Source organism: Candidatus Pelagibacter bacterium nBUS_36 (genome assembly GCF_051201215.1).
Classification (GTDB): domain Bacteria; phylum Pseudomonadota; class Alphaproteobacteria; order Pelagibacterales; family Pelagibacteraceae; genus Pelagibacter.
Window position 1 is genome coordinate 1,225,542 of sequence record NZ_CP172839.1, and the last position, 24,890, is coordinate 1,250,431.

The window sequence follows — 24,890 nt, forward strand, 5'->3', positions numbered from 1 at the left end:
TATAAGAATTAATCTATTGGGTAGTCCCAGGCATCACCACCTATTTCTTTTGATATAGCTGAAAAATCTTTAGCATCATTTCCTTCTTTGCAAAATTTTTCATAAATTTCTAATGCCAGTTTACCAAGTGGTGTATCAGCATTAACACTTTTTGCACAATCGTTTGCAAGTTTTAGATCTTTATTCATCATGCCCGCAGAAAATCCAGGTCGATAATTATTACTTGAAGGTGTTCCTTCAATTAAATCTGGCAGAGGTGGATAAACAGAAATTGGCCAACTATTTCCAGATGCATTTTTCATAATTTCATGAACTTTTTTAATGTCTATATTTAATCTTTTTGCCAACATCAGAGACTCTGATGCTGCAATCATTGCTATCCCTAAAGACATGTTATTACAGATCTTAGCTCCATTACCACTGCCCAAATCACCAGCATGAAATATATTTTTACCCATAATTTTAAGTAGAGGAAGAGCAAGATCAAATGCTTTTTTAGATCCTCCAACCATTATATTTAAGGTTGCTTTTTGTGCACCCATTACTCCTCCACTTACTGGAGCATCAATCATTTGAATACCTTTTTCAGTTGCCTTTTTTCCAATCTCTTTTGAGGTTTGAATATCAATTGTTGAACAATCAATTAAAAGACAGTCTTTTGAAACTTTATTGATAACTCCATTATCTCCTAAAAAAACTTCTTTAGAATGTTTACCTTCTGGAAGCATAGTTATGACTGTTGATACTTCAGTCGTAATTAAATCATCTAAATTTTTAACAACATCAAGCTTTTTTTCTTTGGCGATATCAATGGTCATTTTAGAAACATCAAAGACCTTTATTTTTTTTCCAGATTTCATTAAGTTTTCTGCCATAGGTAAACCCATGTTTCCAACACCAATAAATGCGATCAATTCAGACATGTTTTTTCTTTATGTTTAATTTACTTTATTTTTGCAATTGCCTGTATTGAAAAACTCATCAATATTATCAATTGCTAAATTAGCCATTGCAGTTCTTGTATCTTTGGTAGCGCTCCCTAGATGAGGCAAAATGAATGCAGTTTTAATTTTTAAGTAACCTGGATTTAAATTTGGCTCATCTTTATAGACATCTAAACCAGCTGCATAAATTTTTCTTCTATTTAGTGCATCGATCAAAGCTTCATCATCTACAATATCGCCTCTTGCAACGTTAGTTATCACTGCTCCCTTTGGAAAATATTCAACCGTTTCTTTATTAATTAAATTCATTGTCTCTTTTGTAGCAGGACAACAAATTGATAAAACATCAGACACAGAAAAAAGGCTTTTAAGACTTTCATGATAAATAGCACCTTGTTCTTTTTCTTCATTTAATTTTGAACGATTGTGGTAATGAATAACCATTCCTAGTGATTTTGCTATTTTTGCAATTTTCTGTCCAATTCTTCCCATGCCCAAAATACCAAGTCTAGAACCAGTTAATTGTTTTCCAATTAAATAGTCTGCTGACCATTTCCAATTACTCTCTTTTGCTGCTTCAATCCCCTCTGCTGCTCTTCTACAGGCACCTAAAATTAACAGAATACCAATTTCAGCTGTAGCATCTGATAAGACTTCAGGGGTATTAGTAACTGCAATTCCTCTTTTTTTTGCAGCTTCCAAATCAATATTTCCAAAGCCAACTGCAAAGTTTGAAATAACTTTTACAGAGACTGGTAATTTATTAATGGTATCTTCGTCCATCTTATCTGTTAGAGACGTTAAAACTGCATCGCAATCTTTACTTAATTCCACTAACTTAGATTGTGAATAAAGCTCATCATTAAGATTAAAATTTGCATCAAAAATCTTGCTAGCTTTTTCCTCACTTTCTCTTAATAATTTTCTTGTTACTAAAATTTTTTTCATAATTAAATTCTTTCTAAAATTTTAGGCTTGGGTCCACCAGTGTACCAATCTAATAATTCTATTGTATGTAAAATTGGAATATTGGTACCATTAGATATTTGGGTTATGCAACCAATATTTCCTGTTGAAATCATTTGAGGATTGGTACTTTCTATGTTCTTTACCTTATCTTTAAGTAATTTTGTTGCTATCTCAGATTGTAAGATATTATAAGTTCCAGCAGACCCACAGCATAAATGTCCTTGGGGTACTTCCATTATTTCATTTTCTGTTTTAGATAATAAATTTAGGGGTTGTGAGTGAATATTTTGACCATGCTGCATTGAACATGCTGAATGGTAAGCTATTTTGTATTTTTTATTTTTTTTCTTAATATTTAATTTCAAACTTTCAGATAAATATTCAGTTACATCTTTTGTTAATGTAGAAATTGTTTTTGCTTTATCTTTGTAATCTTTGTCATCTCTAAAAATAAAACCATAATCTTTTAGAGTAGTTCCACATCCAGATGTATTAGACAATATTGCATCTAAATTACCTTTTTTATGTTCCTCATACCAAATATCAATATTATTTGTAAAATCAAAATGTGCTTCTTCATTCTTTCCAAGATGATGGTTTAAAGATCCACAACATCTAATTTTTTTTGGAACAACGACTTCAACACCATGCCTATTTAATAATCGTATAGTAGACTCATTAATTTGAGGTGAAATTTCTTTTTGAACACAACCAGTTAATAATGCAACTCTTGCTATTTTTTTTCCCTTTGCTCGATAAATTTCTTGGCTCTTTAAATTTTTTTTTGGAAATGATGTTGGCATAAGACTCATCATATTTTTAATTTTTCTAGGAAATAAAAAACTAAAAGGCTTACCAATTTTAACAAAATAGCTAGCAATTTTAAAATAACTTATATTTGGAAGTGTTACAGACAAGAAATTTCTTAACAATTTATCAAAAAAAGGTCTCTCATAATTTTTTTCAATATATTTTCTGCCATGATCAATTACGTGCATATAATTCACTCCTGCAGGGCACGTAGTCATGCAGCTATAACATGAAAGGCATCTATCAATATGTTTAACCACTTTTTCAGATGGCTTCTTATTATTTTCTAACATGTCTTTTATTAAATAAATTCGCCCCCTAGGACCATCCAATTCATCTCCAAGAATTCCATACGTTGGACAAGTAGCATTACACATTCCACAATGAACACATTTTTTAAAAATTTTTTCAGTTGATTGATTGTCTTTATCTTTTAGCTGTGTGTTAGAAAAATTTGTTTGCATTAAATCTCTCGATACATTTTACCTGGATTAAACAAGCCCTTAGGATCAAAACTATCTTTGATTTTTTTTGATATCATCAGCTTTGTTTTATCAGTTGAAAATACTTTTTCTTTAAAATCAAAATTTTCTGATTTCATAATGATGGTCATATATCCTTCATTCTTACTTATAAACTCTCTAATTTGTCCAATTTTATCATCCTCATTATCGAGGACTTCTATCCAGAATAAAGAACCAGACCAATCAACAAAATATTTAAACTTGTTTCCTAAAAATTTCATTAAATTTTCTGAATTAGATGGTGGAATAACTGCTCTTAATAAATTATTTTTTGTATTAGTGAAGAGTTCTAAATTATTTACTTTTATCCAAAATGGAACTGATTGATGATTGTCTAAAATTGATGTTTTGTAATTTTTAAGCTCTAATTCTCTACTTATATCTTTTAACCTTTCTTGAACAGATATTCGGTCTCCCTCTATTCTGATAGCTAAAAAAGGACCTTCATTATTAAGATCATTAAATTTAAAAACTCTATTTTTATTTAAATCAAATTTTTTATTTTTTGGTTCATCTGGGATATAGGTTGCTCCTGAAATTTCATTACTTGAACCTAAAATTTTATCAAAAAGGGAGGAAATAAGTTTTACGTCATCTAAATATATAACAATAGTATTTTGAAATATTTTTTTTGGTGAAACTTTTAATGTTACTTCGGTGAGTGCAACTAAAGTTCCAAAGGAACCAGACACTACTTTAGATAAATCATATCCAGTAACATTCTTTACCACTGTTCCACCTGATTTTATAATGTCTCCCTTACCATTTACCCCTTTAAACCCTAATACAAAATCTCTTACATTTCCTACTTTAAATCTACGTGAGCCAGCAAAATTTGTAGCAATACATCCAGCAGCTGTTCCTTTATTTGACTCACCGTCTTTAATGTAACCAAAATCTAAAGGCTCAAATGCCAACTGTTGATTATGTTTTTCTAGAATATTTTCTATAGTTTTGATTGGAGTTCCAGCCAAAACTTTGATGTAAAGTTCTTCGGGCAGATATTCAATAACACCATTTAATTGAGACAGATCAAGTGTTTTTGCAGCTTGAACATTATAACCAATATATCTTTTACTATTTGTTCCATGCAAATTTATTGGTAGTTTTTTTTTATAAAATTCTTTTACTAATTTTGAAACACCAATTTCTGTATCAGGTTTTAGATGATTAGAATCTTGGTAGATCTGGGAATTTTTCTTCTCCGCTGTGAACATGAACTCTCCCCTCCTCTGCACATTTTCTTAATATAGGATATACTTTTCCTGGATTTAAAAGATTTTTTATATCTAATGATTTTTTTATATCTAATTGTTGTTGAATATCATTGTTATTAAATGCTTCACACATTAATTCACGTTTTTCTATTCCTACGCCATGTTCTCCTGTTAATGCACCACCCATTTTTACACATGCTTTTAATATTTCTGAACCAAACTCTTCTGTTTTTTTTAATTCTTCTTTTTTACTTCCGTCAAATAATATTAAAGGATGCAAATTACCATCACCAGCATGAAAACCATTTGCTACAGCTAGGTTATACTTTTTTGAAAGTCTGGTAATTTCTTTTAAAATTTCTGATAATTTTCCTCTTGGGATAGAACCATCCATACAATAATAGTCTGGTGCCATAGCTCCACATGCAGGAAAAGCAGCTTTTCTTCCTGACCAAAAAGCCATTCTCTCTTTTTCATTTCTACTAAGTTTAAAACTATTTGAATTGTTTTTTTGAGAAATCTTTTCTATTTCTTTGAGCATATTATCAACCTCAGAGTTTGTTCCATCAAGTTCAACGATCATAAGAACTTCAGCATCCATTGGATACCCTGCTTTGGCAAATTTTTCTGTAGCATCTATTAAAGCTTTATCCATAATTTCCATACCTGCAGGAACAATACCACTAGAGATAATTTCAGTTACACAATTTCCACCGTCCTCTATAGTTGGAAAACCAACTAGAGCAGCTTTTACAGTTTGAGGATTTTTTAAAATTTTAACAGTTACTTCAGTAATAACTCCCAGTAATCCCTCTGAACCACAAATAAGTCCCATTAAATCATAACCTTCTTGATCTAATGTTTTTCCACCCAATCTACATATGGTTCCATCCATCAAAACCATCTCTGCACCTAGAATATTATTTGTTGTTGTTCCGTATTTTAAAGAATGAACTCCTCCTGAGTTTTCAGCTACATTTCCACCAATTGAACATGCTAATTGACTTGATGGATCAGGTGCATAATAATACCCCTTGTGTTTAACGGCATGAGTTATTGATAAGTTAGTAACACCAGGTTGTGTAACAACACATCTATTATTAAAATCAATTTCAAGAATTTTATTAAATTTTCCTAATCCTAAAACAATTGCATCTTTTAAAGGTAATGCTCCACCTGACAATCCGGTACCCGCCCCCCTTGGTATAACTTTTATATTTTCATTATTACAATATTTTAAAATTTCACTAACTTCTTGTGTGTTCTCAGGTAACACAACAGCTAGTGGTGTATTTTTATAGACAGCTAAAGCATCTGTTTCGTATGGTTTAATCTCATCTAATTCACTTAAAACATAATCTTTATTTATAATTTTTTTAAGATCAGAAACAATTAGGGACTTTTTGGAAATGATATTTTTATCTACTTTGGGTAGAGCTAATTCAGACATTAGAACTAGCCTAACATTTTTTTGATATTTTCCAATGCGTTAGATATGTTGTCTTGAGAAGCTGCAAAGCTAAATCTTACATAATCTTTGGACGTTTTGCCAAATGCTGTACCTGGAACAATCGCCACCCCAGCTTCATGCATAGCTTTTTTACAAAATTCAGAACCATCCATTCCTGTTCCAATTACTTTTGGGAATGCATAAAAAGCTCCACCTGGTAAACTACACTCGACACCAGGTAGACTGTTCAAGCCTTCATGTATTAATTTTCTTCTTTGAGTAAATTTTTCCATCATAGCATTTATCGAGTCATCTGGCCCATCTAATGCAGCAATTCCCGCAAATTGTGCGGCAGCATTTACACATGAAACACTGTTAATTAATAACTTGTTAATATGTTCAACTAATTGCTCTGGCCAAAAACTCCAACCTAATCTCCATCCAGTCATTGAGTAAGCTTTGCTCCACCCTTCTAGAACAATTAATCTATCTCTAAGTTCTGGGTAATTAAAAAATGTTGGCATCTTTTTTCCATCAAAAATTTGTCTACTATAAATTTCATCACTCAAAATTGTAACATGAGGATGTTTTTTTAATCCCTCTGCTAATTTATCAATCTCTGATTTTTCAACAAAGCTTCCTGTAGGATTATTTGGATTAATAAGTATTAACAATCTAGTTTTATCTGTAATTAAAGATAAAATTTTTTCAGCAGTAAACTTTAAGTCTTTATCTTCTGTAAGGTCATATGGTACCGCAGTAGAGCCAGTATAATTTATCATAGACTCATAGATTGGAAATGCGGGAGTTGGATGTATAATTTCTACACCTGGTTCGCCAAAACATTGAATAGCATAATGCATTGTAGGTTTTCCACCTGGCATTATAATAATTCTCTCAGGGTCAATATCCTGATTATAAAGTTTTTTTATTTTTCTAGTAACAGATTGTCTACATTCTAAGATTCCATTTGAGAGAACATAACCGTGATGACCATCGTCTAAGGCTTTTTTAGCTGCCTCAACAACGTGCTTAGGGGTTTTAAAATCAGGCTGTCCCAATCCTAAATGAATCATGGGTTTTCCTTGCGCTTCTAATTTTTTCGCTTCAGCTAAAACTGAAAAAGCACTTTCTGTTCCTAATCTTTCTAAACTCTTAGCTAACTTCATAATTAATAATAACCTTTAAGTTTTTTTTTAAATTTATTTTTTTTATATCTAATTTTTATATGTACTTAATTTATTTTCTGTAAATTAATTTTGTTCTATTTAATTCTTTAATATTCTTACAGCCCATAAGTACCATATTTCGATTAATTTCATCATGCATATTCTGCAATAGACGTTCCACACCTGCTTGACCCCCGGCACCTAAGGAAAATAAAAACATTTTACCAAAACTACACGCTGTTGCACCAGCAGCTAACGCTTTTAAGACGTGGGTTCCTCTTCTAATTCCACCATCTAATATAATTTCAAGTTTGTCACCAACTGCGTCAGAGATTTCTTTTACTTGATCAAAGGGTGATCTTGAGCCATCAAGCTGTCTACCACCATGATTTGATATCATTATAGCTGTGCATCCAATGTCAATTGCTCTCTTGGCATCTTCTACTGACATAACTCCTTTTAGTGCAAAAGGCTTGTTCCATTTTTTTACACAGTACTCTGCATCTTTCCAGTTCATTGCCGGATCATATTGTTCATTGATATATTCTACTACGGACTTTGCAATGTTGGTTCCTTTATCTGTCTTTTTTGCAACATTAGATAATTCAAATTTTTTATGAGTAAAATAATTAAAAACCCACTCAGGTCTCATTGCAAAACTTAATAAACTTTGAAGTGTAAGTTTGGGAGGAGTTGTAAATCCTGTTCTAAGATCTCTTTCTCTATTTCCACCAACTAATGTATCAACTGTTAAGCACATGCCATCATAACCTGAAGTTCGACATCTCTCTATTAAGTCATCTGTGATAGATTGATCTTTGTGAACATAAAGTTGAAATAATTTTGGACCTTTGGAAATTTCTGCAATTTCCTCAATAGTATTATTTGCCATTGTTGACATGCTATAAATGGTTCCAAATTTTTCAGCTGCTCTTGCAGAAGCTTTGTCACCATCATGATGATAAAGTCTTTGCATTGCAGTTGGTGATAAAAATATTGGCATATCAATTTTTTTGCCAAAAACAGTTGTTGATAAATCTGGCTTGCCAACACTTGCCAAAATATTAGGAACTAAATCACAATCATTGAATGCATCTGTGTTTCTTTTTAGTGTAGTCTCATCATCAGCTCCACCATCAATGTAATGGAAGATCGGTGAGGGTAATCTTTTTTTAGCAAGTTTTCTAAAGTCATCAAAATTGTGACAATCTTTTAAATTCATGATTGTTAGAAGTTTTTAAGAAAATTGAACATATAACTATTTGCTCCTGGATTTTTATCTCCTAGGCTAGCATTAGATACATGATTATAAGAAAATCCTAATTTACTACTTTGAGATAGATCAAATGATACTTGAACTTCACTTTTAAATTCAAGAACATGTCCTAAATCTTTTCCATCACCTTCATGATAAAGACCTGGGGCAAAACTAGGTGTAAATGTAAATGAACCCATGTCTACGTTCCATTCAAATCCAGTGTACACATAAATAGCCGAATTTTCTGTAACAAATCCACCAGTGATTGGTGAAATATTTCCAATTAAAGTATCTCTATTTAAATCCTCATTTTGATGCTGAAAACCAATTAAAATAGCTGCTTGTTTATGGTCACTGAAATCAAAATTGCCAACATAAAAATTTAATTGATGGTTATTATCTGAAGCAAACAATTTAGTAGTTGTTAAAACAAGAACTAAAATTAAGCTTAATTTTTTTAAAATCATTATTGTTAATAGCAGATTATTTATGTTTTTTATTAATTTTTTTAAATATTATTGCACCACCCAATAAAAATATCAATAGAGGCAATAACCATAAGAAATAAGTGTTTTTGTTAAAAAGTGGATCATATAAAATCCACTCACCATATTTATCCTGAAAAAATCTATAAATTTCTTTTTCTGATAACCCTTCTTTAATTTTTTTATCAACCATAATTTTCAGACTATTTGCAAATTCTGAGTCTGAGTCATACACAGATTGTCCTTGACAAATTAAACATCGTAAATTTTTAGTAATTTCATTTTTCATATTTTCATTATTAGCTTTTAAATGATTAAATGAAATAATTAGAAAAATGATAAAAGATAATCTTAATACTTTCATTTTATTTTTAATTGAATTTCTTTAATTAATTTATTGTTAAGAGGTCCAATGTATTTTTTTATAATATTACGATTATAAATTAAGAATGACTCAGGTACACCAAATGCACCCCATTCAATACCAATGGTACCATCTTTATCAAAAATTATTTGATCATAAGGATCTCCAAGCTTATCTAAAAATTTATTAGCGTTTACCTGCGTATCTTTGTAATTAATGCCTATCACTTCAATATTTTTATTTTTTTTTAATTCTATTAAAAATGGATGTTCTTGTTTGCAAGGAATACACCAAGAGGACCAAATATTAAGTAAATAAAATTTATTTGACTCAAAAATTTCTGGTGAATTTATAACTTTTTTTGAATTAAGTAATCTTGCTGAAAATGAAGGTATTTCATTATTAGTTGTTACTTCAGGTGTATAAATATTTGTATTCTGTAAACCTTTATAAAAAATAATAAAAATAATTACAAAAATAAAGATAATAGAAAGTGGTAAAAATTTATTTTTCATACTTTTTTTTTATAAAACTAATCAAACCACCAAAACTAATTAGTACTACAGAAAACCATATCCAAATCATAAATGGTTTAACTTGATATCTAACATTAAAATAGTCTTGATTCTGAACTAAATTAATAACTATAAATATATCTGAAATTAACGTTGTTTTAATATCAGCCTCACTAGTAACAATATTTGGCTGATTATAAATTCTTAGCTCAGGTGACATATTTTCTATTTTTCCTTTTGAATTTTGAATACTGAAATTACCTACAATGGATCGATAATTTTTTTCTTTTTTATGACTCATACCTTCAAAGACTATTTTTGTAGTCTCAGATTTAAAAGTTTCACCAACTTTCAAATTAGTAATAATTTCGGTTGAAAATAAATTGTTAAATAAAATACTCAAAATTAATAAACTAAAACCAAAATGAGCAATATTTTGAGAAATGTTATTATATTTTTTAATAAAGAAGTCTCTTAATGTAATTAAGAAGAGATATAAAGCGCTTGAAATTAAAATTGTATTTAAAAGAAAATTAATGTCAAAATTTTTAACAATCAAAAAAGACAATAAAATAGAAAATAATAATAAAATAATTAAATAAGTTTTATCTTCCAAGTTAGACTTGATCCACTTTAATTTTGGACCAATTGCCATCACTAGTAAAAATGGAATTAAAAATGGAATTATTAATTTATGGTAAAATGGTGGTCCCACTGATATTTTCTGTGATGACAAAACATCAAGAAATATTGGATAAACTGTACCAATCAATACTACAGACAGAAAGTACATCATAAACCAATTGTTAATTATGATTGAAGTTTCTTTACTCAACCAAAAAAAACTTGTTGGGGTATCTTTGTTGGCTTTATGAAAAAAGAAAAAAATAAATAAAGAAAGAAAAATTAAAGAAAATAAAAAAATTAAGATAAATAATCCTCTTTCTGGATCATTTGCAAAAGTATGAACTGAGTTAAGAATTCCAGATCTCACTAAAAATGTGCCACACATACTTAATGTAAATGTTGATATTGATAAAATTATTACCCAAGAGGTCAAAATTAATTTTTTTTCTAAAACTAATATGCAGTGTAAAAGTGTCGTTAATGCTAACCATGGCATTAAAGAAACATTTTCAACCGGGTCCCAAAACCAAAAACCTCCCCAACCTAGTTCATAGTAGGCCCAAATTGATCCTAATAAAATTCCTAGTGTTAAAAATATCCATGAAATTAAAACCCACTTTTTAATATGTGTTGCCCAACTTTTTGTAATTAAATTTAGTGATGTTGCTGCTAACGCTGATGAAAAAATAATTGATGAGCCAACGTATCCTAGATACAAAATTGGTGGATGAATAGCTAAGGCAGGATCCTGTAATATTGGATTTAATCCTAATCCCTCTTCTGGGGTTGGAAAAAGAAAATTAAATGGATTAGATGTCTTAATTAAGAAAACAAAAAAACCAATAATTATAATTTGCTGAAAAACTAAAGTTAAAATTTTATATTTTGTTGGTTGATTTTTACTTTTTAATAAAAATATCAATATAAATAGTGTCAATACAAATAACCAAAGTAAAAGACTTCCTTCATGATTTCCCCAGGTGCCTGCTATTTTGTAAAAAAGTGGTTTAGTTGTGTGAGAGTTATTAAAAACTGTTTCATTACTAAAATCCGATAAAATGAATGATGCAACCAAACATAAAAAACTAATAACAACAAAGAAAAATTGTAAAAACGTAAATGATAAAATTTTTGTATCAAATTTAGAATTTTGAAAATTTTTTACTGAAAACAAAATTAAAATTAATCCAAAGCAAAGACCTAGGATTAATGAATAATATCCAATAACACTGTAAAGCAATTTACTTCTCCTCTATTGCTGCTTTTACTTCTGGCGGCATATAGTTTTCATCATGTTTTGCTAATATTTTAGTAGCAGAAAAATAATTTCTATCTTTTAAAAATCCTTCAGCAACTACTCCTTTTCCCTCTTCAAAAAGATTTGGAACCGCACCAGCATAAGTAACATTAATTTCATTTTTAAAGTCAGTAATTATGAATTTTATTTCATTAGCAGTTATCAAAATAGAGTTTTTTTTTACCATTCCTCCAACTCTGATCTTTTTTTTATCTAATTCTGATGAAGTGTAAATTTCAGATGGTGATTGAAAGTATACAACATTTTCTTCAAGAGATTTTAGAACTAAAAAAACTGATAAAATTAAAATTAATAAAACTATAATTACAAACAAAAATCTTAATTTAACTTTACGACCATACATGGTTTAAAAGTTAATTGTTTGTGGCGTTAGCTAATATTTCTTTATTGATTCTTTGTGATTTTGCAGAATTAGCTTTCTCAGTGTTAAGAGATCCAAATTTAGCAACAAATTTGCTTTGCTCTTTAACAAATTGAATTTTTGTAACCAAATAAAGAGCTGTGAAACTCAAGAGAGTAAAGCTGAAAGCAGATAAAACGTAAACGCCGTATCCGTTCATAAAAAGTAGTTCATTAATCATAATCTATCTAGGCCTTTATTTTTAATTTTTATCAGTTCTGTATTATATTTCATTAAGAAAATTAGCAATGAAAAAAGAGCAAATGCCGCAGTCATTATCAATAATGGAAAAAGCATTGATGAATGAATTGAACTTTTAGATAAGATATTTATTGATGCTGGCTGATGAAGGGTATTCCACCAGTCAACAGAATATTTAATAATGGGAACATTAACAATACCTAGAATAGTAACAATAGTGCTAATCTTAAAAACCTTTTCTTCATTTTCGTAAATTCTCCAAGAAATTAGGTACATTGCATAAAACAGAGCTAAAATTAACATTGAGGTAATTCGAGCATCCCAAGCCCACCAAGTTCCCCATGTTGGTTTTCCCCAAATAGAACCTGTAACTAGAGCAATGATATTAAAAACAAAACCCGAAGGTGCTAAACTTTTTGCAATTAAAAAAAAATTTTTATTTTTAAAAATAAAACCACTTATAGAAAGAAAAGTAATTGATGAAAAAATTCCAAGGGAAATCCAAGCAGCTGGAACATGTACATACATAATCCTAACAGCATCACTTTGTTTATAATCTTCAGGAGACAATACTAACGCTTCTGTTAATCCTACAGAAAGTACAACGACAAATAAAAATAAAACATATTTTGGAGCTTTAGACGTTATCTGAAAAATTTTGTTAGGTTGAAAAAGCTTAAACATATTTAATTATGCATTTTTAAATAATGTTTATTATGAAAAGGATTTCCGATCAAGAATGCAGAGGGAGATAATAATCTGAAATTAACGTTTAACACTCTTGATCAGAATATATGTAAATTTACTTAATTTATATGGCCTAGATTTGAGCTAAATGTGTTTGAATAATGATTATATTAGTTAGACATCTTAAAATAACTCGAGCCTTTTTTACCTGAAAAAATCTCTTCAATTAATGGATGTTTAATAGGCTCATCTGAATCATCCATAAGAAGGTTTTGCTGTGATACATAAGCTTCATAAGTAATTTCATCATTTTCAGCTAACAAATGATAAAAAGGCTGATCTTTTCTTGGTCTTACATTTTTTGGGATTGACTGATACCACTCCTCTGAATTATTAAATTCAAAGTCGACATCATATATCACACCTCTAAACTCAAAGTGTTTGTGTTTGACAATATCACCTATTGAAAATTTGGCTTTTTGTATTGGCATGGTTATTAGTATGGGTATTTAAAAATAAAAATCAATGGTTAAAATAATACTGTTTTGTGATGTGATTAATATGTTAATATCTTTAGAGTGAATAAATCTTTTTTAAAATTTGTTACTGATTTTGGCCCATTAGCTATATTTTTTTTCTACTATTATAATAATGATAAAAATCTATCAGTTGCAATTCCTCCACTGATAGTTGCAACTTTAATCGCACTAGTTGTCGTATGGTTTTTTGAAAAAAAAATACCAACCATGCCTTTAGTTAGTGGAGTTTTGATTACTTTTTTTGGCGGATTAACAATCTATTTTAATGATCCAATATTTATTTATGTAAAACCAACCATAATAAATATTTTATTTGCATTAGCTTTATTTTTTGGAAAATATTTTACTAAAGAACCTGTTCTCAAAAAAATTATGGGCAAATCAATTCCTTTAACCGACTTAGGGTGGGAATTGTTAAATAAAAGATGGATGTTTTTTTTCTTTGGACTAGCAATTTTAAATGAATGTGTATGGAGAACTCAAACTGAAGAGTTTTGGGTAAATTTTAAGGTGTGGGGAATGTTACCAATAACAATAGTTTTTACTGGTTTTCAGATACCCTTAATTAATAAATATAAAATTGATGCGTAGTAATTTAAAATTAGTAGTTAATAATCCACACAAACAAATAGAGGAAAGACAATTTTTTGAAAAAGATGAACTTAAGATAATCTTAGATTTATATGCCAAAATGGTTTCTGAAGGATCTTGGAGAGATTATGGTTTAAGTATTTCAAGTAAACAAGTTAGTTTTAGTGTTTTTAGAAATGCAGCAGAAAATGCTTTATATAAAATTTGTAAAAATTTTAAACCTAAAAATAAAAACCTAAAGTATTTAATCACAGATACTAGTAGTAAGATTCTTAAAAATTCTTTTGATCTGAAAGTATTGCTGAATAATACTAATTGGAAAAAATTACAGAAATAAAATTATCGTCTTTGACCAAACAATCTTAACAGCATTATAAATAAATTTATAAAGTCTAGGTAAAGAGTAAGAGCACCCATAACTGCTTTTTTACCCATAATTTCACCTGTGTCGGTCACAGCATACATGTTTTTAATTTTTTGAGTGTCATAAGCTGTTAGACCTACAAAAATTAATACACCAAGAATTGAAATTACAAAGTACATCATAGAGGACTTCATAAAAATATTAACTATAGAGGCAATTATAATTCCAATTAAACCCATCATCAAAAATGAACCTAATTTTGTTAAATCTCTTTTAGTTGTATAACCATAAATACTCATTGCACCAAATGTTGCTGAACAAATAAAAAATACTCTGGTAACACTCATACCAGTATAAACTAATAGTATTGAAGATAGAGATAGACCCATTAATGCTGCAAAAACCCAAAAAGTTGTTTGAGCCTTTGACGCACTCATCTTATTAATTCCAAAACTCATATAAAAAACAATTCCTAAAGGTGCCAACATTACTAACCACTTTAATCCTGACATATAAATTGCACTACCCATTTGTGTTAAACCAGTAATTGATCCAGCATCATTTGTTACAACTGACATTTTGAATGTTAAAAGTGCAACTATTCCAGTTAATAAAATTCCTGTAGCCATATAGTTATAAACTTTAAGCATGTAGGCTCTTAAGCCCTCATCCATAACAACTGTTGACTGTTGAGCTACTTTAGCTCTATTTAATATTCCATTTTTATCAAATTTCATAATGTGTAATATATAATAGTCTTTTACTAATTATTCAAGATACCTTAAAAGATTAAAATTATTCGAAAAAATCAAAAACTGACATGAATTATAAAAAACTAGGCAATACTGATCTTGATGTAAGTACAATTTGTCTCGGAACAATGACTTGGGGTGAGCAAAATACTCAAGAAGAAGGATTTGAACAAATGGATTATGCTTTAGATCAAGGTATAAATTTTTGGGATACCGCAGAATTATATGCTGTCCCTCCAAGAGCAGAAACATATGGCCATACAGAAATAATAATTGGTAATTGGTTTAAAAAAACAAAAAAGAGAGACAAAGTAATTTTAGCCTCAAAAGTAGCAGGCCCAATGAGAGCATATCTAAGAGGTGGTGGAAATAACTTTGGTATAGATAAGATGACCCAAGCTGTAAATGATAGCTTAAAAAGATTACAAACTGATTACATAGATCTTTATCAATTACATTGGCCAGAAAGAAATACAAACATGTTTGGACGTCTTGGTTACGAACATAACGATAATGGTGAGTGGAATAAATTTGAAGATGTTCTCGGAAATCTTAAAAGATTTGTTGATGCAGGAAAAATAAGAGAAGTTGGTTTATCTAATGAAACTCCTTGGGGTGTTTCAAAATACCTAGAACTCTCAAAAGATAAAAATTTACCAAGAATGATGTCTATTCAAAATCCATATAGTCTATTGAATAGAACCTATGAAGTTGGTCTTGCTGAAATATCAGTGAGAGATGAAATAGGTCTTTTGGCTTATTCACCTTTAGCAAGTGGATATCTGTCAGGAAAATACAGAAACAACCAATTACCTAAAAATTCTAGAATTGAGAGAGATCCTGATTTTTGGACAAGATATGCAAAACCTAATACAGAAAAAGCTGTTGATGCCTATTATGAAATTGCAAAGAAACATGGTCTTGATTTAGCTCAGATGTCCTTAAAATTTCTAGAAATTCAGCCATTTGTTACTTCTGTTATTATTGGTGCAACTACTATGGAGCAGTTGAAAACTAATATAGAAAGTGTAAACATAAATTTATCTGATGATGTCATCAAAGAAATTAATGAAATTCAAACTATTTACCCTAACCCATGTCCATAATTAAAAAAATTATACCAACTCTACTAATAATTTTTATTATTTCGTTAAGCCAACTATCAGCAGAGGAAATTAAAAAAATTGGAAAATATAAAGATTGGCAGTCAATGGTTATAAATGAGAACGGTGGGAAGGTGTGCTTTGCTCAATCATCACCAATATTACAAGCTCCAAAATCAAATAAAAGAGACGCAAAACTATTTGTTGCCTTTAGACCTGCTGAAAAAATAATTAATGAGGTAAGTGTTACTGGAGGATATGAATTTAATAATAAAAATTCAGTAACTGCTACTTCAGGAAAAAATAAATTTAAATTTGACATTAAAGAACAGGGTTTTGCTTGGATTGCTGATACTAAGGTTGAATTTAGAATGATTAGTAAAATGAAAAAAGGATCGAGAATTATGATTACAGGTTATAATCAAAAAGGTTCTCAAACAATTGACCACTATTCACTATTAGGATTTACCAAAGCTTATAACACTGTAAAAAAAGCTTGTAGTTAATTTAATGAAATCAAAAAAGAAAATTGTTTTAGCCTATTCAGGAGGTCTTGATACCTCTATTATTTTAAAATGGTTACAAGAAAATTATAATGCTGAAGTAATTTGTTACACAGCAGATGTTGGTCAAAAAATTGATAGAAAAAAAATTATAACTAATGCAAAGAAATTTGGTGTTAAAAATATAATTATCAAAGATTTAAAAGATATTTTTGTTAAAGATTATGTTTATCCAATGATCAGAGGTCACGCAATCTATGAGGGTGTTTATTTATTGGGCACATCAATAGCAAGACCACTAATTGCCAAAGATCAAATCCGTGTTGCTAAAAAATTCAAAGCTTATGCGGTTTCGCATGGAGCAACTGGTAAAGGAAATGATCAAGTTAGATTTGAATTAGGATATCATTATTTTGGACCCAATATAAAAATTATTGCTCCTTGGAGAATTTGGAAATTAAAATCTAGAACAGATCTTATAAATTATGCAAAGAAACATGATATTGCTATTCCAAAAGATAAAAAAGGAGCTCCACCTTTTTCAATTGATGACAATTTATTTCACACATCAACAGAGGGTAAGGTTTTAGAGAACCCAAAAAATTCAGCGCCAGAATTTATTTTTCAAAGATCAGTTTCGCCTGAAAAAGCTCCTAATAAACCAAGTTTCGTAACTATCAATTTTAGAAATGGAGACCCATTTGGGATTAATGGAAAAAAACTTTCTCCAGCAAAATTATTAGAAAAACTCAATCAAGTTGCTGGTAAAAATGGAATTGGAAGAGTTGATTTAGTAGAAAATAGATTTATTGGAATAAAATCTAGAGGAGTATACGAAACGCCTGGCGGCACATTATTAATTCACGCACATAGAGCAATAGAATCGGTAACGCTAGATAAAGAAACTATGCATAAGAAAGACCAAATAATGCCGAGATATGCTGAATTGATTTACAACGGCTATTGGTATTCAAAAGAAAGATTAAAACTTCAAAAAATTGTAGATCTTAAAAAGAATAAAGTTAACGGTTCTATAAAACTAAAACTTTATAAAGGAAATATAATAATAGAATCTCGACAAACAAAAAGTTCTGCTTACTCAATGAAAAAAGTTTCCTTTGAAGAAAACAAAACATTCAATAAATCTAACGTTGAAAGATTTATTAATTTTCACAAGAAAAAACTTCATTCTTAGATTAATGAAAATAAACGTTTTTGCAGACACCATTTGCGGGTGGTGTTTTATTGGACATAAAAATCTAAATAAAGCATTAAAAAATTTTCCTAATATAAAGTTTAATATTAGACATATTCCATTTCAATTAAATCCAGATATGCCAGCTGAAGGTATTCTTAGAGACAAGTATTTAGAAATAAAATTTGGTGGAAAAGATTATGCAGCACCTATGTATGAAAATATGAAATTGAAAGCAAACGAGTTAGGGATAGATTTAAATTTAGATAAAATAAAAAAAACTCCAAACACTGTTCTTTCTCATTTACTAATTATTTTAAGTGAACAATTTAATTTACAAAATGAAGTTAAAGAAAAAATATATCAGTCTTATTTTATTGATGGGTTAGATATTGGAGATATAGATGTGTTAGTTGATATTGCTAAGGAAAACAATATCGCAGAAAATATTTTTAAAGAATTTATTAATGAAAAAAATATTCAAAATGTGATTTCAAAAATTTTAGTTGCTAAAGAGAAGAATATTAGTGGTGTTCCATTTTTTGAGATAGGAAAAGATTTTATTTCAGGTGCACAAAGCTCAATTCAATTAGAAAACACCATTAAATCCAATTTAAACTAAGATTTAGGACAATTTGACATTTGTTATAATTATTAAAAATTATAACTTTGCTAGATGGAATCATTAAAAAACTGGATGATGGATGCAGCTAACATCTTATTTGATGATAGTAAGAACGATCTAAGATCTCTTCCTAAAACTGTCAGACTACAAATTCTTTTAGTTTTAAGTTTTATTTGGACAACAGTTTTTAGTTTATATATTTTTTCTTACACAACTTTTGCTTTTGGATGGGCGGGGCTTTATGTGGCGCACATTGGTTTAATATTTGCGGTCTACATGACTTTTAAAAATTTTCATAAAGCAGAAGAAAAATCTAGTAGTGTTTTTAAAACAAAAAATTTTGATCCATTTAAAGTAATGGTCATTGTTTTTGTAATAGTATTTATTTTTGTATTTTCTAAAGGGATTGAAGTTTTGACTAGCCCTAATCCAAGTTCGTATTCTATTCCTTATGATGGTCCATCTAAATCAGTATTTGAAAAATGGTTACCATTCAGCAAAGATAAATAATGGAAAAAATAGCAAAAAATTTACAGTTAGCATTAATGTGTATTATTTTGATAAGCACAGTAATTGCTGTTGGTATAGAAATTAAACATATGATTTTAAATCAGTCTGTAACGTTAGCTGATTTATTATTAATGTTCCTTTATTTAGAAGTATTAGCAATGGTAAGAGTTTTTTGGAACCAACAATCAATAAGCATAACTTTACCTCTTTTAATCGCAATTACTGCTCTTGCTCGATTTATAATATTGCAAGGTAAAGAAATGGATCCAACAGCATTAGTTTATGAGGCTGTTGCTATAGTTTTAATAGCAGCTGCAATTGTAATTCTAAGATTAAGACACAGTGATAAATTGGGTCTAAAGAAAAAAAAATCAAAATAATTTAATATGATGTTTGAAGCCTCAAGGGCTAAAGCCGTTGAAAAATTAAATAATTTTGTAGAAAACAATTTAACTGATTATTCAAAATTAAGAAATTTTGATTTAGGACCTGATAACAGATTAAATACTTCTTGTTTGTCACCATATATAACTCATGGAGCAATCAATGAATTAGAGGTAATTGATAAGTCTCTTAAAAAGTATTCATTTGCAAAGAATGAAAAATTTATTCAAGAGGTTTTATGGCGAACTTATTGGAAAGGTTGGCTTGAACTAAGACCAAATGTTTGGTCAGATTATTTAATAGAATTAGATAACGTTAGAAATCAATTTAAAAACAATCAAAATTATTTAGATGCTATTGAGGGAAAAACAAACATAGATTGCTTCAATCAATGGGTAGTTGAACTTAAAGAAAACAACTACCTCCATAACCATACTAGAATGTGGTTTGCTAGTATTTGGATATTTACACTAGAATTACCGTGGCAGCTTGGTGCTGAATTTTTTATGCAACATCTTTATGATGGTGATGCTGCATCGAATACACTTGGTTGGAGGTGGGTAGCTGGGGTTCAAACTCAAGGTAAACATTATCTAGCAAGTGAATGGAATATAAATAAATTTACTAATAATAGATTTAAAAACATAAAGCTTAATGAAAATGCCACACCAATATTCAGTGATAAAACTTATCCCGTAAATAAAAAAGATTTTTTAAATTCAGAAATTTTAGAGGATCAAACTTTATTAATATTTGAAAATAATATGACTTTTGAATTTTCTGATTTTAAAGAGCATAAATTTAAAAAAATTTTGTTAGTCTTAAATAATACAAATAGAGCCATTAAATTAAGTGAAAAAGTATTGAAATTTAAAGCTGAACTTTTAAAAGATCAAAAAACAAGGTTAGAGGAAAAATCAATTAATTGCGAAATTATTAACATTAGTGATTTAAAGAATATAGCTGAAAATGTTTATGGTCTTTATCCTACTGTTGGTGAAAATTTTGATTTTATTCAGAATAATAATTTAAAAAATATCAAATTATTATATAGAAAGTTAGACCAGTTTTCTTGGCAATATTGTAATAAAGGTTTTTTTAATTTTAAAAATTATATTCCAAAAATAATTGCTAATTTTAATTAAACTAAAAAAGTTTTAATACCATCTAAAATATACTGCACACTTAATCCAACGAGAATAATAGCTACCACTCTTGAGATAACACCAATTATCTTTTTATTTATTAATTTAGAAAATTTTGAAGCTAAAAAAAAAATTATAAAAGTTAAAAATAAAACAATTACCAATGAAAACATTCCTACTGTTTGATTTGTAAAATTAGTTCCAATATCTGAAACAGAAACAATTACTGAGGTAATAGCTGCAGGACCAGCAATAATAGGTGTTGCTAATGGAAAAATACTAATATTATCAGAATTAAGATCTATATCTTCTCCTTTTCTTTGTTGACGCTTATCAAACAACATTTCAATTGCAATTATCAATAAAATAATTCCACCCCCTATTGTAAAAGCTGGATAAGAAATATGTAAATAGCTTAACAGTGAGCTTCCAAGTAACGCAAAAAATAACAATATGATAGTTGCTATTATAGTTGCACTAAATGCTACTTTAATTTTTTGTTTTGTCTCCATATGCTGAGTGATACTCAAAAACAATGGAGTATTCCCCAATGGATCAATAACGATAAAATATAAGAAAAAAGTTTGAATAAAAATTTCAGACATCTGGTTTATTTATCTCTTTAAAATATTATTACAATTTAAATTAAAACCAACGTATCATTCCAATAATACCAGCTGTTGCATAAAAAAATTGCAACAAAAGTATTCCTTTATGGCCTCCTCTATAGGCCCAAATTCCAATCAATATCGCTGATAAAAGCAATAAGCAGAAACCAAAAAATTCTATTCCAATATTTAATGCAACAAACAAGGAATATAAAATAGCAGTGATCACACCTGCCCATTCAAAAAATTTATTGTTCATTTTGGTGATCAATACGTGTTATAATTTTTTTATTTGTTTAAAATTCTTATCAAAATTTATTTTTTTTAAATAATTTAAAAATCTTTTTTTGTTTTTAAGCCACTCTTTATCTAAAATCGAAAACCAAGCTGAGTCTCTACTTCTACCTTTAAAAACAAACATCTGTCTAAATACTCCCTCAAATCTAAAACCTAGTCTAAAAGCTGCTTTTTTAGAGGCTAAATTTAAATTATTACATTTCCACTCATATCTTCTATTGCCTAAAATCTCGAAAGCATTTTTCATCATTAAATACATCGTTTCAGTTCCCTCAACTGAATTCTGTAGAAGTAGTGAATAATTTATGTGTCCAACTTCAATTGAACCGTGAACTGGTTCAATTCTTAAATAACTAGCCATTCCACAATATTTCTTATGTCTCTTAGAATAAATTGCATAAAAAAAAGGATCCTTGTTTAGACAAAATGATTTAAGCCAATTTCTAAAACTTAAATAAGTTTTAAATGGACCGTAAGGCAAGTATGTCCAAATTATATTCTTTTTATCATTTGAATATTGTAAGTATAAATCTTTTGAATGTTTGCTAATGTTTAAAGGTTCAAGAATTGTATAATTACCAACTAATTTTTTTCTCTCTGGTAACTTTGCTTTTTTAAATTTTACTTTAGGGCCTAGTTTTAATTTGATCATAACATCTTTTTAAAATTATCATAAAGAATCTTAGAATAATTATTCATATCAGGCATATTATCTTTTGCAACTTCATCAAATTTTTCTAAGGCACCATCCCCTAATTGTTTTTCAAGGGCTGTTTTATACTCAGGCACACATCCCCATTCATTAACTGTGGTATCTTTAATTTCAATATGAAATTGAATTCCATAAGCATGGTTTTGGTATTTAAAAATTTGATATTTTGTTACAGGCGATGACGCCAATAAGGTTAAATCCTTATTGTTTTCTATTCCTTGCACCTCATAAGAATGCCATTGTAAACTTTTTATTTTTTCTGGAAATTTAGAAAATAATTTATCTTTATTTTTTTCTTTGGTGAAATTAATATCCATAATACCAATTTCTGCAGGATTTGATTTAACCACCTTGCCACCCACTACTTCACCTAATAACTGACAACCAAGACAAAAACCTAAATAAGGTTTTTTTAAATTAATAACAAATTCTTTAATTGCTTTTTTTTCTTCAATTAGCCATGGGTATTCTTGCTCCATAAAAGTATCCATTGGACCACCCATACAAAACATTCCATCAAATTTACTAAGGTCATTTGGAATTTTCTCACCTTCATCTAGCTCGATTGTGGTTAATTTAACTCCATCAGCCAACATTAGGTCTTTAATGTAGCCAGGGTCCTCTATTTTAATATGTTGTAAAACAATTATATTCACTAGAGTTTAGCTTAGCTTAGAGCACTTCTTAGAGCAATATTTTACTCTATCCCAATTTAGCTTCCATTTTTTACGCCATACAAAAGGTCTTTTACAAACAGGACATATTTTTGAGGGTAGATTTTCTTTTTTCAATTTAAATTTCTTTAAAATTTTCTTTCCATTTTTTTATTGCTTCTTCCCAACTTGGTATAACATTATCCTCATATCCATGAACAGAACCTGTTCCAATAAATCTAAAATTCTTCATTGCCAAAGCATGGTGTTTACCCCTTAAATAATCTGTCATTTTACTCTTATTCTCCCAGGCTGTTAGGGTGTGATGATATTTATTTACCTTTTTTGAGTCACAAAACAAATTTCCATTTGCTTTTCTTGCTGCAGCAAAACTTGGTATTGTGTACCTTAAGAATTTTAATATTCCAAAAAAACCTCTTACTTTAATACCTGTTATTGAAATATACATTATGCAGTATTTAATTTTATGAATTTGTCTGCTTCAGATAAAATCATTTTTTTTCTTTCATCTTTCATTTTATCAAAAATTCTAACCATCATCGATAGTCTTGGGTTCTTTAAAAAAAATTTTCTATTTCTATCTATAAACCTCCAATAGAGGCCATCCATCGTATTACACCACTCCCCTTTTTTAAAATCCATCATTTTCATGAAATAAGCAGATCCACAAATGTATGGTTTGGTTGCAAAAATCCCTCCATCACTAAATAAACCCATACCATAAACATTAGGAACCATCACCCAGTCGGATGAATCGACAAACATTTCCATAAACCATTTATAAACATCAGTTGGTTTTACTTCACAAAGGTTCATTATATTTGAAAGAATCATCAATCTTTCAATGTGATGAGACCATCCATGATCAACAGCATTTTTAATTGCATGATCTAATGGTGGCAGACCCGTAGTTCCATCGTACCAAGATTTTTTCATTTTCCTTTTTTGCTTAAAAAAATTTCCTGTCTCCATTTCATCAGAGTAGTTTTGATAAATTCCTCTCATAAACTCTCTCCAACCAATTACCTGTCGGATATACCCTTCTAATGAATTCATTCGTATTTTATTTTTTTTATGAAAATCTAAAACTTTTTGAATGATGAATTCTGGTGTTATTAAACCCAAGTTGATATACGGACTTAATGCACTATGAAATAATATATTATCTTTTTGATTAACTGCATCTTCATAATCGCCAAATAAATTTGATTTTTCTTTTATAAAAAAATTTAAAAGTTTTATTACATCATCATATTCTGTTGCTAACCAAAAATTATTAGTACTTCCAGGATGGTCTTTAAATAGTTTTTCAACAATTTGTTTTAATTTTTTTGTATGATTGGTTTCATTAATCATTGGAAATTTTGGAATTGAAATATCTTTAGGTAATTTATTTCTGTTATCTTCATCAAAACTCCACTTTCCACCGATTGGATTACCATCAGCGCCCATTAATATTCCTGATTTTCTTCTAGCCTCTTTATAGAATGTTGCCATGAAGGGCTTTTTTGATTTTCCCAAATAATTTTTAAATTCATCTCTTGAATTTAAAAACATAGGAGTTTGAACAATATTCCAATTAATTTTTTCTGTTTTTAAAAATTGTGAAATTTTTTTCTCAAAAAATTTATCTTCAACTTCAAAACTTGAAATTTCAATTATCTTATTTTTAATTATTATTTTTTTTAACTTCTTGAAATAATCATCTTTAAAATCTTTATCTTCGATTTTCAGATAATCTAATTTATATTTGTTCTTTTTTAAATTATCCGCATAAGAGCGCATAGAAGATAAGAATAGCAAGATTTTTTGCTTATGGTGTTTTTCATAAGTGCATAATCCATTATCTTCTGCCATAAAAAACAGATGGTCCTTTTTGAAGCGGTCTAGGTATTTTAATGGAAATAATTGATTACCAAGTATAAAAAATAATTTCATAACTAAATATAA

At 28.9% G+C, this 24,890-nt stretch carries 32 protein-coding genes; 9 read left to right on the top strand and 23 right to left on the bottom strand.

Features of this window, described 5'->3' with window-relative positions:
• Positions 1–8: 8 nt before the first annotated feature.
• The 15 genes from mmsB to hspQ all read right to left on the bottom strand — a co-directional run bounded on the left by mmsB (position 9) and on the right by hspQ (position 13,429).
• Positions 9–923, bottom strand: coding sequence for a 3-hydroxyisobutyrate dehydrogenase (mmsB, locus tag ACIJYI_RS06605; protein WP_435113900.1), 915 nt, complete (start codon positions 921–923; stop codon positions 9–11).
• Between the two features lie 15 nt (positions 924–938).
• Positions 939–1,892 carry a 2-hydroxyacid dehydrogenase gene (locus tag ACIJYI_RS06610; RefSeq protein WP_435113902.1) on the bottom strand — a complete coding sequence of 318 codons (954 nt, stop codon included), beginning with the start codon at positions 1,890–1,892 and terminating at the stop codon, positions 939–941.
• Between the two features lie 2 nt (positions 1,893–1,894).
• Complete coding sequence (gene glcF, locus ACIJYI_RS06615) at positions 1,895–3,187, bottom strand: glycolate oxidase subunit GlcF (RefSeq protein WP_435113904.1); 1,293 nt, start codon at positions 3,185–3,187, stop codon at positions 1,895–1,897.
• A complete protein-coding gene (locus ACIJYI_RS06620; RefSeq protein WP_435113906.1) occupies positions 3,187–4,464 on the bottom strand; it encodes an FAD-binding protein in 1,278 nt (425 codons plus the stop codon). Before ACIJYI_RS06620 ends, glcF begins: the two co-directional genes overlap by 1 nt.
• Positions 4,418–5,914, bottom strand: a complete 1,497-nt coding sequence (locus ACIJYI_RS06625; protein ID WP_435113908.1) for an FAD-linked oxidase C-terminal domain-containing protein — start codon at positions 5,912–5,914, stop codon at positions 4,418–4,420. The genes ACIJYI_RS06620 and ACIJYI_RS06625 overlap by 47 nt, the downstream gene beginning before the upstream one ends.
• A 5-nt stretch (positions 5,915–5,919) precedes the next feature.
• Positions 5,920–7,083, bottom strand: a complete 1,164-nt coding sequence (locus ACIJYI_RS06630; RefSeq protein ID WP_435113910.1) for a pyridoxal phosphate-dependent aminotransferase — start codon at positions 7,081–7,083, stop codon at positions 5,920–5,922.
• Between the two features lie 70 nt (positions 7,084–7,153).
• Entirely contained in the window at positions 7,154–8,305 is a 1,152-nt protein-coding gene (locus tag ACIJYI_RS06635; protein WP_435113912.1) for an alpha-hydroxy acid oxidase, read from the bottom strand.
• 5 nt (positions 8,306–8,310) lie between these two features.
• Positions 8,311–8,808: an acyloxyacyl hydrolase gene (locus tag ACIJYI_RS06640; protein WP_435113914.1), complete on the bottom strand. Its 498-nt coding sequence runs from the start codon at positions 8,806–8,808 to the stop codon at positions 8,311–8,313.
• A gap of 16 nt (positions 8,809–8,824) precedes the next feature.
• On the bottom strand, positions 8,825–9,190 hold the full coding sequence (locus ACIJYI_RS06645) for a cytochrome c-type biogenesis protein (protein WP_435113916.1): 366 nt from the start codon (positions 9,188–9,190) through the stop codon (positions 8,825–8,827).
• Positions 9,187–9,705, bottom strand: a complete 519-nt coding sequence (locus tag ACIJYI_RS06650; RefSeq protein ID WP_435113918.1) for a DsbE family thiol:disulfide interchange protein — start codon at positions 9,703–9,705, stop codon at positions 9,187–9,189. The genes ACIJYI_RS06645 and ACIJYI_RS06650 overlap by 4 nt, the downstream gene beginning before the upstream one ends.
• Positions 9,695–11,572: a heme lyase CcmF/NrfE family subunit gene (locus ACIJYI_RS06655; protein WP_435113920.1), complete on the bottom strand. Its 1,878-nt coding sequence runs from the start codon at positions 11,570–11,572 to the stop codon at positions 9,695–9,697. The genes ACIJYI_RS06650 and ACIJYI_RS06655 overlap by 11 nt, the downstream gene beginning before the upstream one ends.
• Position 11,573: 1 nt before the next feature.
• The gene (ccmE, locus tag ACIJYI_RS06660) at positions 11,574–11,993 is read right to left on the bottom strand and encodes a cytochrome c maturation protein CcmE (RefSeq protein ID WP_435113922.1); all 420 of its coding nucleotides are present in this window, start codon (positions 11,991–11,993) and stop codon (positions 11,574–11,576) included.
• A gap of 10 nt (positions 11,994–12,003) precedes the next feature.
• Complete coding sequence (locus ACIJYI_RS06665) at positions 12,004–12,231, bottom strand: heme exporter protein CcmD (protein WP_435113924.1); 228 nt, start codon at positions 12,229–12,231, stop codon at positions 12,004–12,006.
• Positions 12,228–12,935 carry a heme ABC transporter permease CcmC gene (gene ccmC, locus ACIJYI_RS06670; protein ID WP_435113926.1) on the bottom strand — a complete coding sequence of 236 codons (708 nt, stop codon included), beginning with the start codon at positions 12,933–12,935 and terminating at the stop codon, positions 12,228–12,230. Before ccmC ends, ACIJYI_RS06665 begins: the two co-directional genes overlap by 4 nt.
• Before the next feature lie 173 nt (positions 12,936–13,108).
• Complete coding sequence (gene hspQ, locus ACIJYI_RS06675; RefSeq protein WP_271524506.1) at positions 13,109–13,429, bottom strand: heat shock protein HspQ; 321 nt, start codon at positions 13,427–13,429, stop codon at positions 13,109–13,111.
• Positions 13,430–13,516: 87 nt separating this feature from the next.
• On the opposite strand from hspQ, the gene ACIJYI_RS06680 reads away from it, so the two are divergent.
• Positions 13,517–14,068 carry a septation protein A gene (locus ACIJYI_RS06680; protein WP_435113928.1) on the top strand — a complete coding sequence of 184 codons (552 nt, stop codon included), beginning with the start codon at positions 13,517–13,519 and terminating at the stop codon, positions 14,066–14,068.
• The gene (locus ACIJYI_RS06685) at positions 14,061–14,405 is read left to right on the top strand and encodes a DUF2794 domain-containing protein (protein ID WP_435113930.1); all 345 of its coding nucleotides are present in this window, start codon (positions 14,061–14,063) and stop codon (positions 14,403–14,405) included. Before ACIJYI_RS06680 ends, ACIJYI_RS06685 begins: the two co-directional genes overlap by 8 nt.
• A 2-nt stretch (positions 14,406–14,407) precedes the next feature.
• Here ACIJYI_RS06685 and ACIJYI_RS06690 read toward each other — a convergent pair whose 3' ends face one another.
• Positions 14,408–15,169 carry a Bax inhibitor-1/YccA family protein gene (locus ACIJYI_RS06690; RefSeq protein WP_435113932.1) on the bottom strand — a complete coding sequence of 254 codons (762 nt, stop codon included), beginning with the start codon at positions 15,167–15,169 and terminating at the stop codon, positions 14,408–14,410.
• Between the two features lie 83 nt (positions 15,170–15,252).
• Between ACIJYI_RS06690 and ACIJYI_RS06695 the strand changes: the two genes are divergently transcribed.
• The 7 genes from ACIJYI_RS06695 to ACIJYI_RS06725 are packed head-to-tail and all read left to right on the top strand — an operon-like array spanning position 15,253 to position 20,649.
• On the top strand, positions 15,253–16,290 hold the full coding sequence (locus tag ACIJYI_RS06695) for an NADP(H)-dependent aldo-keto reductase (protein ID WP_435113934.1): 1,038 nt from the start codon (positions 15,253–15,255) through the stop codon (positions 16,288–16,290).
• Complete coding sequence (locus ACIJYI_RS06700) at positions 16,281–16,793, top strand: invasion associated locus B family protein (RefSeq protein ID WP_435113936.1); 513 nt, start codon at positions 16,281–16,283, stop codon at positions 16,791–16,793. Before ACIJYI_RS06695 ends, ACIJYI_RS06700 begins: the two co-directional genes overlap by 10 nt.
• Positions 16,794–16,797: 4 nt before the next feature.
• The gene (locus ACIJYI_RS06705) at positions 16,798–17,985 is read left to right on the top strand and encodes an argininosuccinate synthase (RefSeq protein WP_435113938.1); all 1,188 of its coding nucleotides are present in this window, start codon (positions 16,798–16,800) and stop codon (positions 17,983–17,985) included.
• A gap of 4 nt (positions 17,986–17,989) precedes the next feature.
• Positions 17,990–18,607 (top strand): DsbA family oxidoreductase, encoded by a 618-nt coding sequence (locus ACIJYI_RS06710; RefSeq protein ID WP_435113940.1) that lies wholly within the window; start codon positions 17,990–17,992, stop codon positions 18,605–18,607.
• A 54-nt stretch (positions 18,608–18,661) separates the two neighbouring features.
• Entirely contained in the window at positions 18,662–19,120 is a 459-nt protein-coding gene (locus ACIJYI_RS06715) for a UbiA family prenyltransferase (RefSeq protein WP_435113941.1), read from the top strand.
• Positions 19,120–19,500: a phosphate-starvation-inducible PsiE family protein gene (locus tag ACIJYI_RS06720; RefSeq protein WP_435113943.1), complete on the top strand. Its 381-nt coding sequence runs from the start codon at positions 19,120–19,122 to the stop codon at positions 19,498–19,500. The genes ACIJYI_RS06715 and ACIJYI_RS06720 overlap by 1 nt, the downstream gene beginning before the upstream one ends.
• A 6-nt stretch (positions 19,501–19,506) precedes the next feature.
• Complete coding sequence (locus ACIJYI_RS06725) at positions 19,507–20,649, top strand: FAD-binding domain-containing protein (RefSeq protein ID WP_435113945.1); 1,143 nt, start codon at positions 19,507–19,509, stop codon at positions 20,647–20,649.
• Here the strand turns inward: ACIJYI_RS06725 and ACIJYI_RS06730 are convergent.
• From ACIJYI_RS06730 to ACIJYI_RS06760, 7 genes are read right to left on the bottom strand one after another with little or no spacing between them, the layout of a single operon-like run.
• Complete coding sequence (locus tag ACIJYI_RS06730) at positions 20,646–21,254, bottom strand: MarC family protein (protein ID WP_435113947.1); 609 nt, start codon at positions 21,252–21,254, stop codon at positions 20,646–20,648. The two genes, ACIJYI_RS06725 and ACIJYI_RS06730, sit on opposite strands and share 4 nt — an antisense overlap.
• Positions 21,255–21,294: 40 nt before the next feature.
• Positions 21,295–21,516, bottom strand: a complete 222-nt coding sequence (locus ACIJYI_RS06735) for a hypothetical protein (protein ID WP_271496840.1) — start codon at positions 21,514–21,516, stop codon at positions 21,295–21,297.
• Positions 21,517–21,534: 18 nt separating this feature from the next.
• Positions 21,535–22,206, bottom strand: coding sequence for a GNAT family N-acetyltransferase (locus ACIJYI_RS06740; protein WP_435113949.1), 672 nt, complete (start codon positions 22,204–22,206; stop codon positions 21,535–21,537).
• Entirely contained in the window at positions 22,203–22,922 is a 720-nt protein-coding gene (locus ACIJYI_RS06745) for a type 1 glutamine amidotransferase (protein WP_435113951.1), read from the bottom strand. The genes ACIJYI_RS06740 and ACIJYI_RS06745 overlap by 4 nt, the downstream gene beginning before the upstream one ends.
• Positions 22,923–22,928: 6 nt before the next feature.
• Entirely contained in the window at positions 22,929–23,057 is a 129-nt protein-coding gene (locus ACIJYI_RS06750) for a DUF2256 domain-containing protein (protein ID WP_435085832.1), read from the bottom strand.
• Position 23,058: 1 nt separating this feature from the next.
• On the bottom strand, positions 23,059–23,388 hold the full coding sequence (locus tag ACIJYI_RS06755) for a hypothetical protein (RefSeq protein WP_435113953.1): 330 nt from the start codon (positions 23,386–23,388) through the stop codon (positions 23,059–23,061).
• On the bottom strand, positions 23,388–24,878 hold the full coding sequence (locus tag ACIJYI_RS06760; protein WP_435113955.1) for a cryptochrome/photolyase family protein: 1,491 nt from the start codon (positions 24,876–24,878) through the stop codon (positions 23,388–23,390). The genes ACIJYI_RS06755 and ACIJYI_RS06760 overlap by 1 nt, the downstream gene beginning before the upstream one ends.
• Positions 24,879–24,890: the final 12 nt, after the last annotated feature.

What these genes read in the sequence shown, in the direction of transcription:
- mmsB (WP_435113900.1), bottom strand. Translation starts at nt 923, where the DNA reads ATGTCTGAATTGATCGCATTTATTGGTGTTGGAAACATGGGTTTACCT.
- ACIJYI_RS06610 (WP_435113902.1), bottom strand. Translation starts at nt 1,892, where the DNA reads ATGAAAAAAATTTTAGTAACAAGAAAATTATTAAGAGAAAGTGAGGAA.
- glcF (WP_435113904.1), bottom strand. Translation starts at nt 3,187, where the DNA reads ATGCAAACAAATTTTTCTAACACACAGCTAAAAGATAAAGACAATCAA.
- ACIJYI_RS06620 (WP_435113906.1), bottom strand. Translation starts at nt 4,464, where the DNA reads ATGTTCACAGCGGAGAAGAAAAATTCCCAGATCTACCAAGATTCTAAT.
- ACIJYI_RS06625 (WP_435113908.1), bottom strand. Translation starts at nt 5,914, where the DNA reads ATGTCTGAATTAGCTCTACCCAAAGTAGATAAAAATATCATTTCCAAA.
- ACIJYI_RS06630 (WP_435113910.1), bottom strand. Translation starts at nt 7,083, where the DNA reads ATGAAGTTAGCTAAGAGTTTAGAAAGATTAGGAACAGAAAGTGCTTTT.
- ACIJYI_RS06635 (WP_435113912.1), bottom strand. Translation starts at nt 8,305, where the DNA reads ATGAATTTAAAAGATTGTCACAATTTTGATGACTTTAGAAAACTTGCT.
- ACIJYI_RS06640 (WP_435113914.1), bottom strand. Translation starts at nt 8,808, where the DNA reads ATGATTTTAAAAAAATTAAGCTTAATTTTAGTTCTTGTTTTAACAACT.
- ACIJYI_RS06645 (WP_435113916.1), bottom strand. Translation starts at nt 9,190, where the DNA reads ATGAAAGTATTAAGATTATCTTTTATCATTTTTCTAATTATTTCATTT.
- ACIJYI_RS06650 (WP_435113918.1), bottom strand. Translation starts at nt 9,705, where the DNA reads ATGAAAAATAAATTTTTACCACTTTCTATTATCTTTATTTTTGTAATT.
- ccmE (WP_435113922.1), bottom strand. Translation starts at nt 11,993, where the DNA reads ATGTATGGTCGTAAAGTTAAATTAAGATTTTTGTTTGTAATTATAGTT.
- ACIJYI_RS06665 (WP_435113924.1), bottom strand. Translation starts at nt 12,231, where the DNA reads ATGATTAATGAACTACTTTTTATGAACGGATACGGCGTTTACGTTTTA.
- ccmC (WP_435113926.1), bottom strand. Translation starts at nt 12,935, where the DNA reads ATGTTTAAGCTTTTTCAACCTAACAAAATTTTTCAGATAACGTCTAAA.
- hspQ (WP_271524506.1), bottom strand. Translation starts at nt 13,429, where the DNA reads ATGCCAATACAAAAAGCCAAATTTTCAATAGGTGATATTGTCAAACAC.
- ACIJYI_RS06685 (WP_435113930.1), top strand. Translation starts at nt 14,061, where the DNA reads ATGCGTAGTAATTTAAAATTAGTAGTTAATAATCCACACAAACAAATA.
- ACIJYI_RS06690 (WP_435113932.1), bottom strand. Translation starts at nt 15,169, where the DNA reads ATGAAATTTGATAAAAATGGAATATTAAATAGAGCTAAAGTAGCTCAA.
- ACIJYI_RS06695 (WP_435113934.1), top strand. Translation starts at nt 15,253, where the DNA reads ATGAATTATAAAAAACTAGGCAATACTGATCTTGATGTAAGTACAATT.
- ACIJYI_RS06700 (WP_435113936.1), top strand. Translation starts at nt 16,281, where the DNA reads ATGTCCATAATTAAAAAAATTATACCAACTCTACTAATAATTTTTATT.
- ACIJYI_RS06705 (WP_435113938.1), top strand. Translation starts at nt 16,798, where the DNA reads ATGAAATCAAAAAAGAAAATTGTTTTAGCCTATTCAGGAGGTCTTGAT.
- ACIJYI_RS06710 (WP_435113940.1), top strand. Translation starts at nt 17,990, where the DNA reads ATGAAAATAAACGTTTTTGCAGACACCATTTGCGGGTGGTGTTTTATT.
- ACIJYI_RS06715 (WP_435113941.1), top strand. Translation starts at nt 18,662, where the DNA reads ATGGAATCATTAAAAAACTGGATGATGGATGCAGCTAACATCTTATTT.
- ACIJYI_RS06720 (WP_435113943.1), top strand. Translation starts at nt 19,120, where the DNA reads ATGGAAAAAATAGCAAAAAATTTACAGTTAGCATTAATGTGTATTATT.
- ACIJYI_RS06725 (WP_435113945.1), top strand. Translation starts at nt 19,507, where the DNA reads ATGATGTTTGAAGCCTCAAGGGCTAAAGCCGTTGAAAAATTAAATAAT.
- ACIJYI_RS06730 (WP_435113947.1), bottom strand. Translation starts at nt 21,254, where the DNA reads ATGTCTGAAATTTTTATTCAAACTTTTTTCTTATATTTTATCGTTATT.
- ACIJYI_RS06735 (WP_271496840.1), bottom strand. Translation starts at nt 21,516, where the DNA reads ATGAACAATAAATTTTTTGAATGGGCAGGTGTGATCACTGCTATTTTA.
- ACIJYI_RS06740 (WP_435113949.1), bottom strand. Translation starts at nt 22,206, where the DNA reads ATGATCAAATTAAAACTAGGCCCTAAAGTAAAATTTAAAAAAGCAAAG.
- ACIJYI_RS06755 (WP_435113953.1), bottom strand. Translation starts at nt 23,388, where the DNA reads ATGTATATTTCAATAACAGGTATTAAAGTAAGAGGTTTTTTTGGAATA.
- ACIJYI_RS06760 (WP_435113955.1), bottom strand. Translation starts at nt 24,878, where the DNA reads ATGAAATTATTTTTTATACTTGGTAATCAATTATTTCCATTAAAATAC.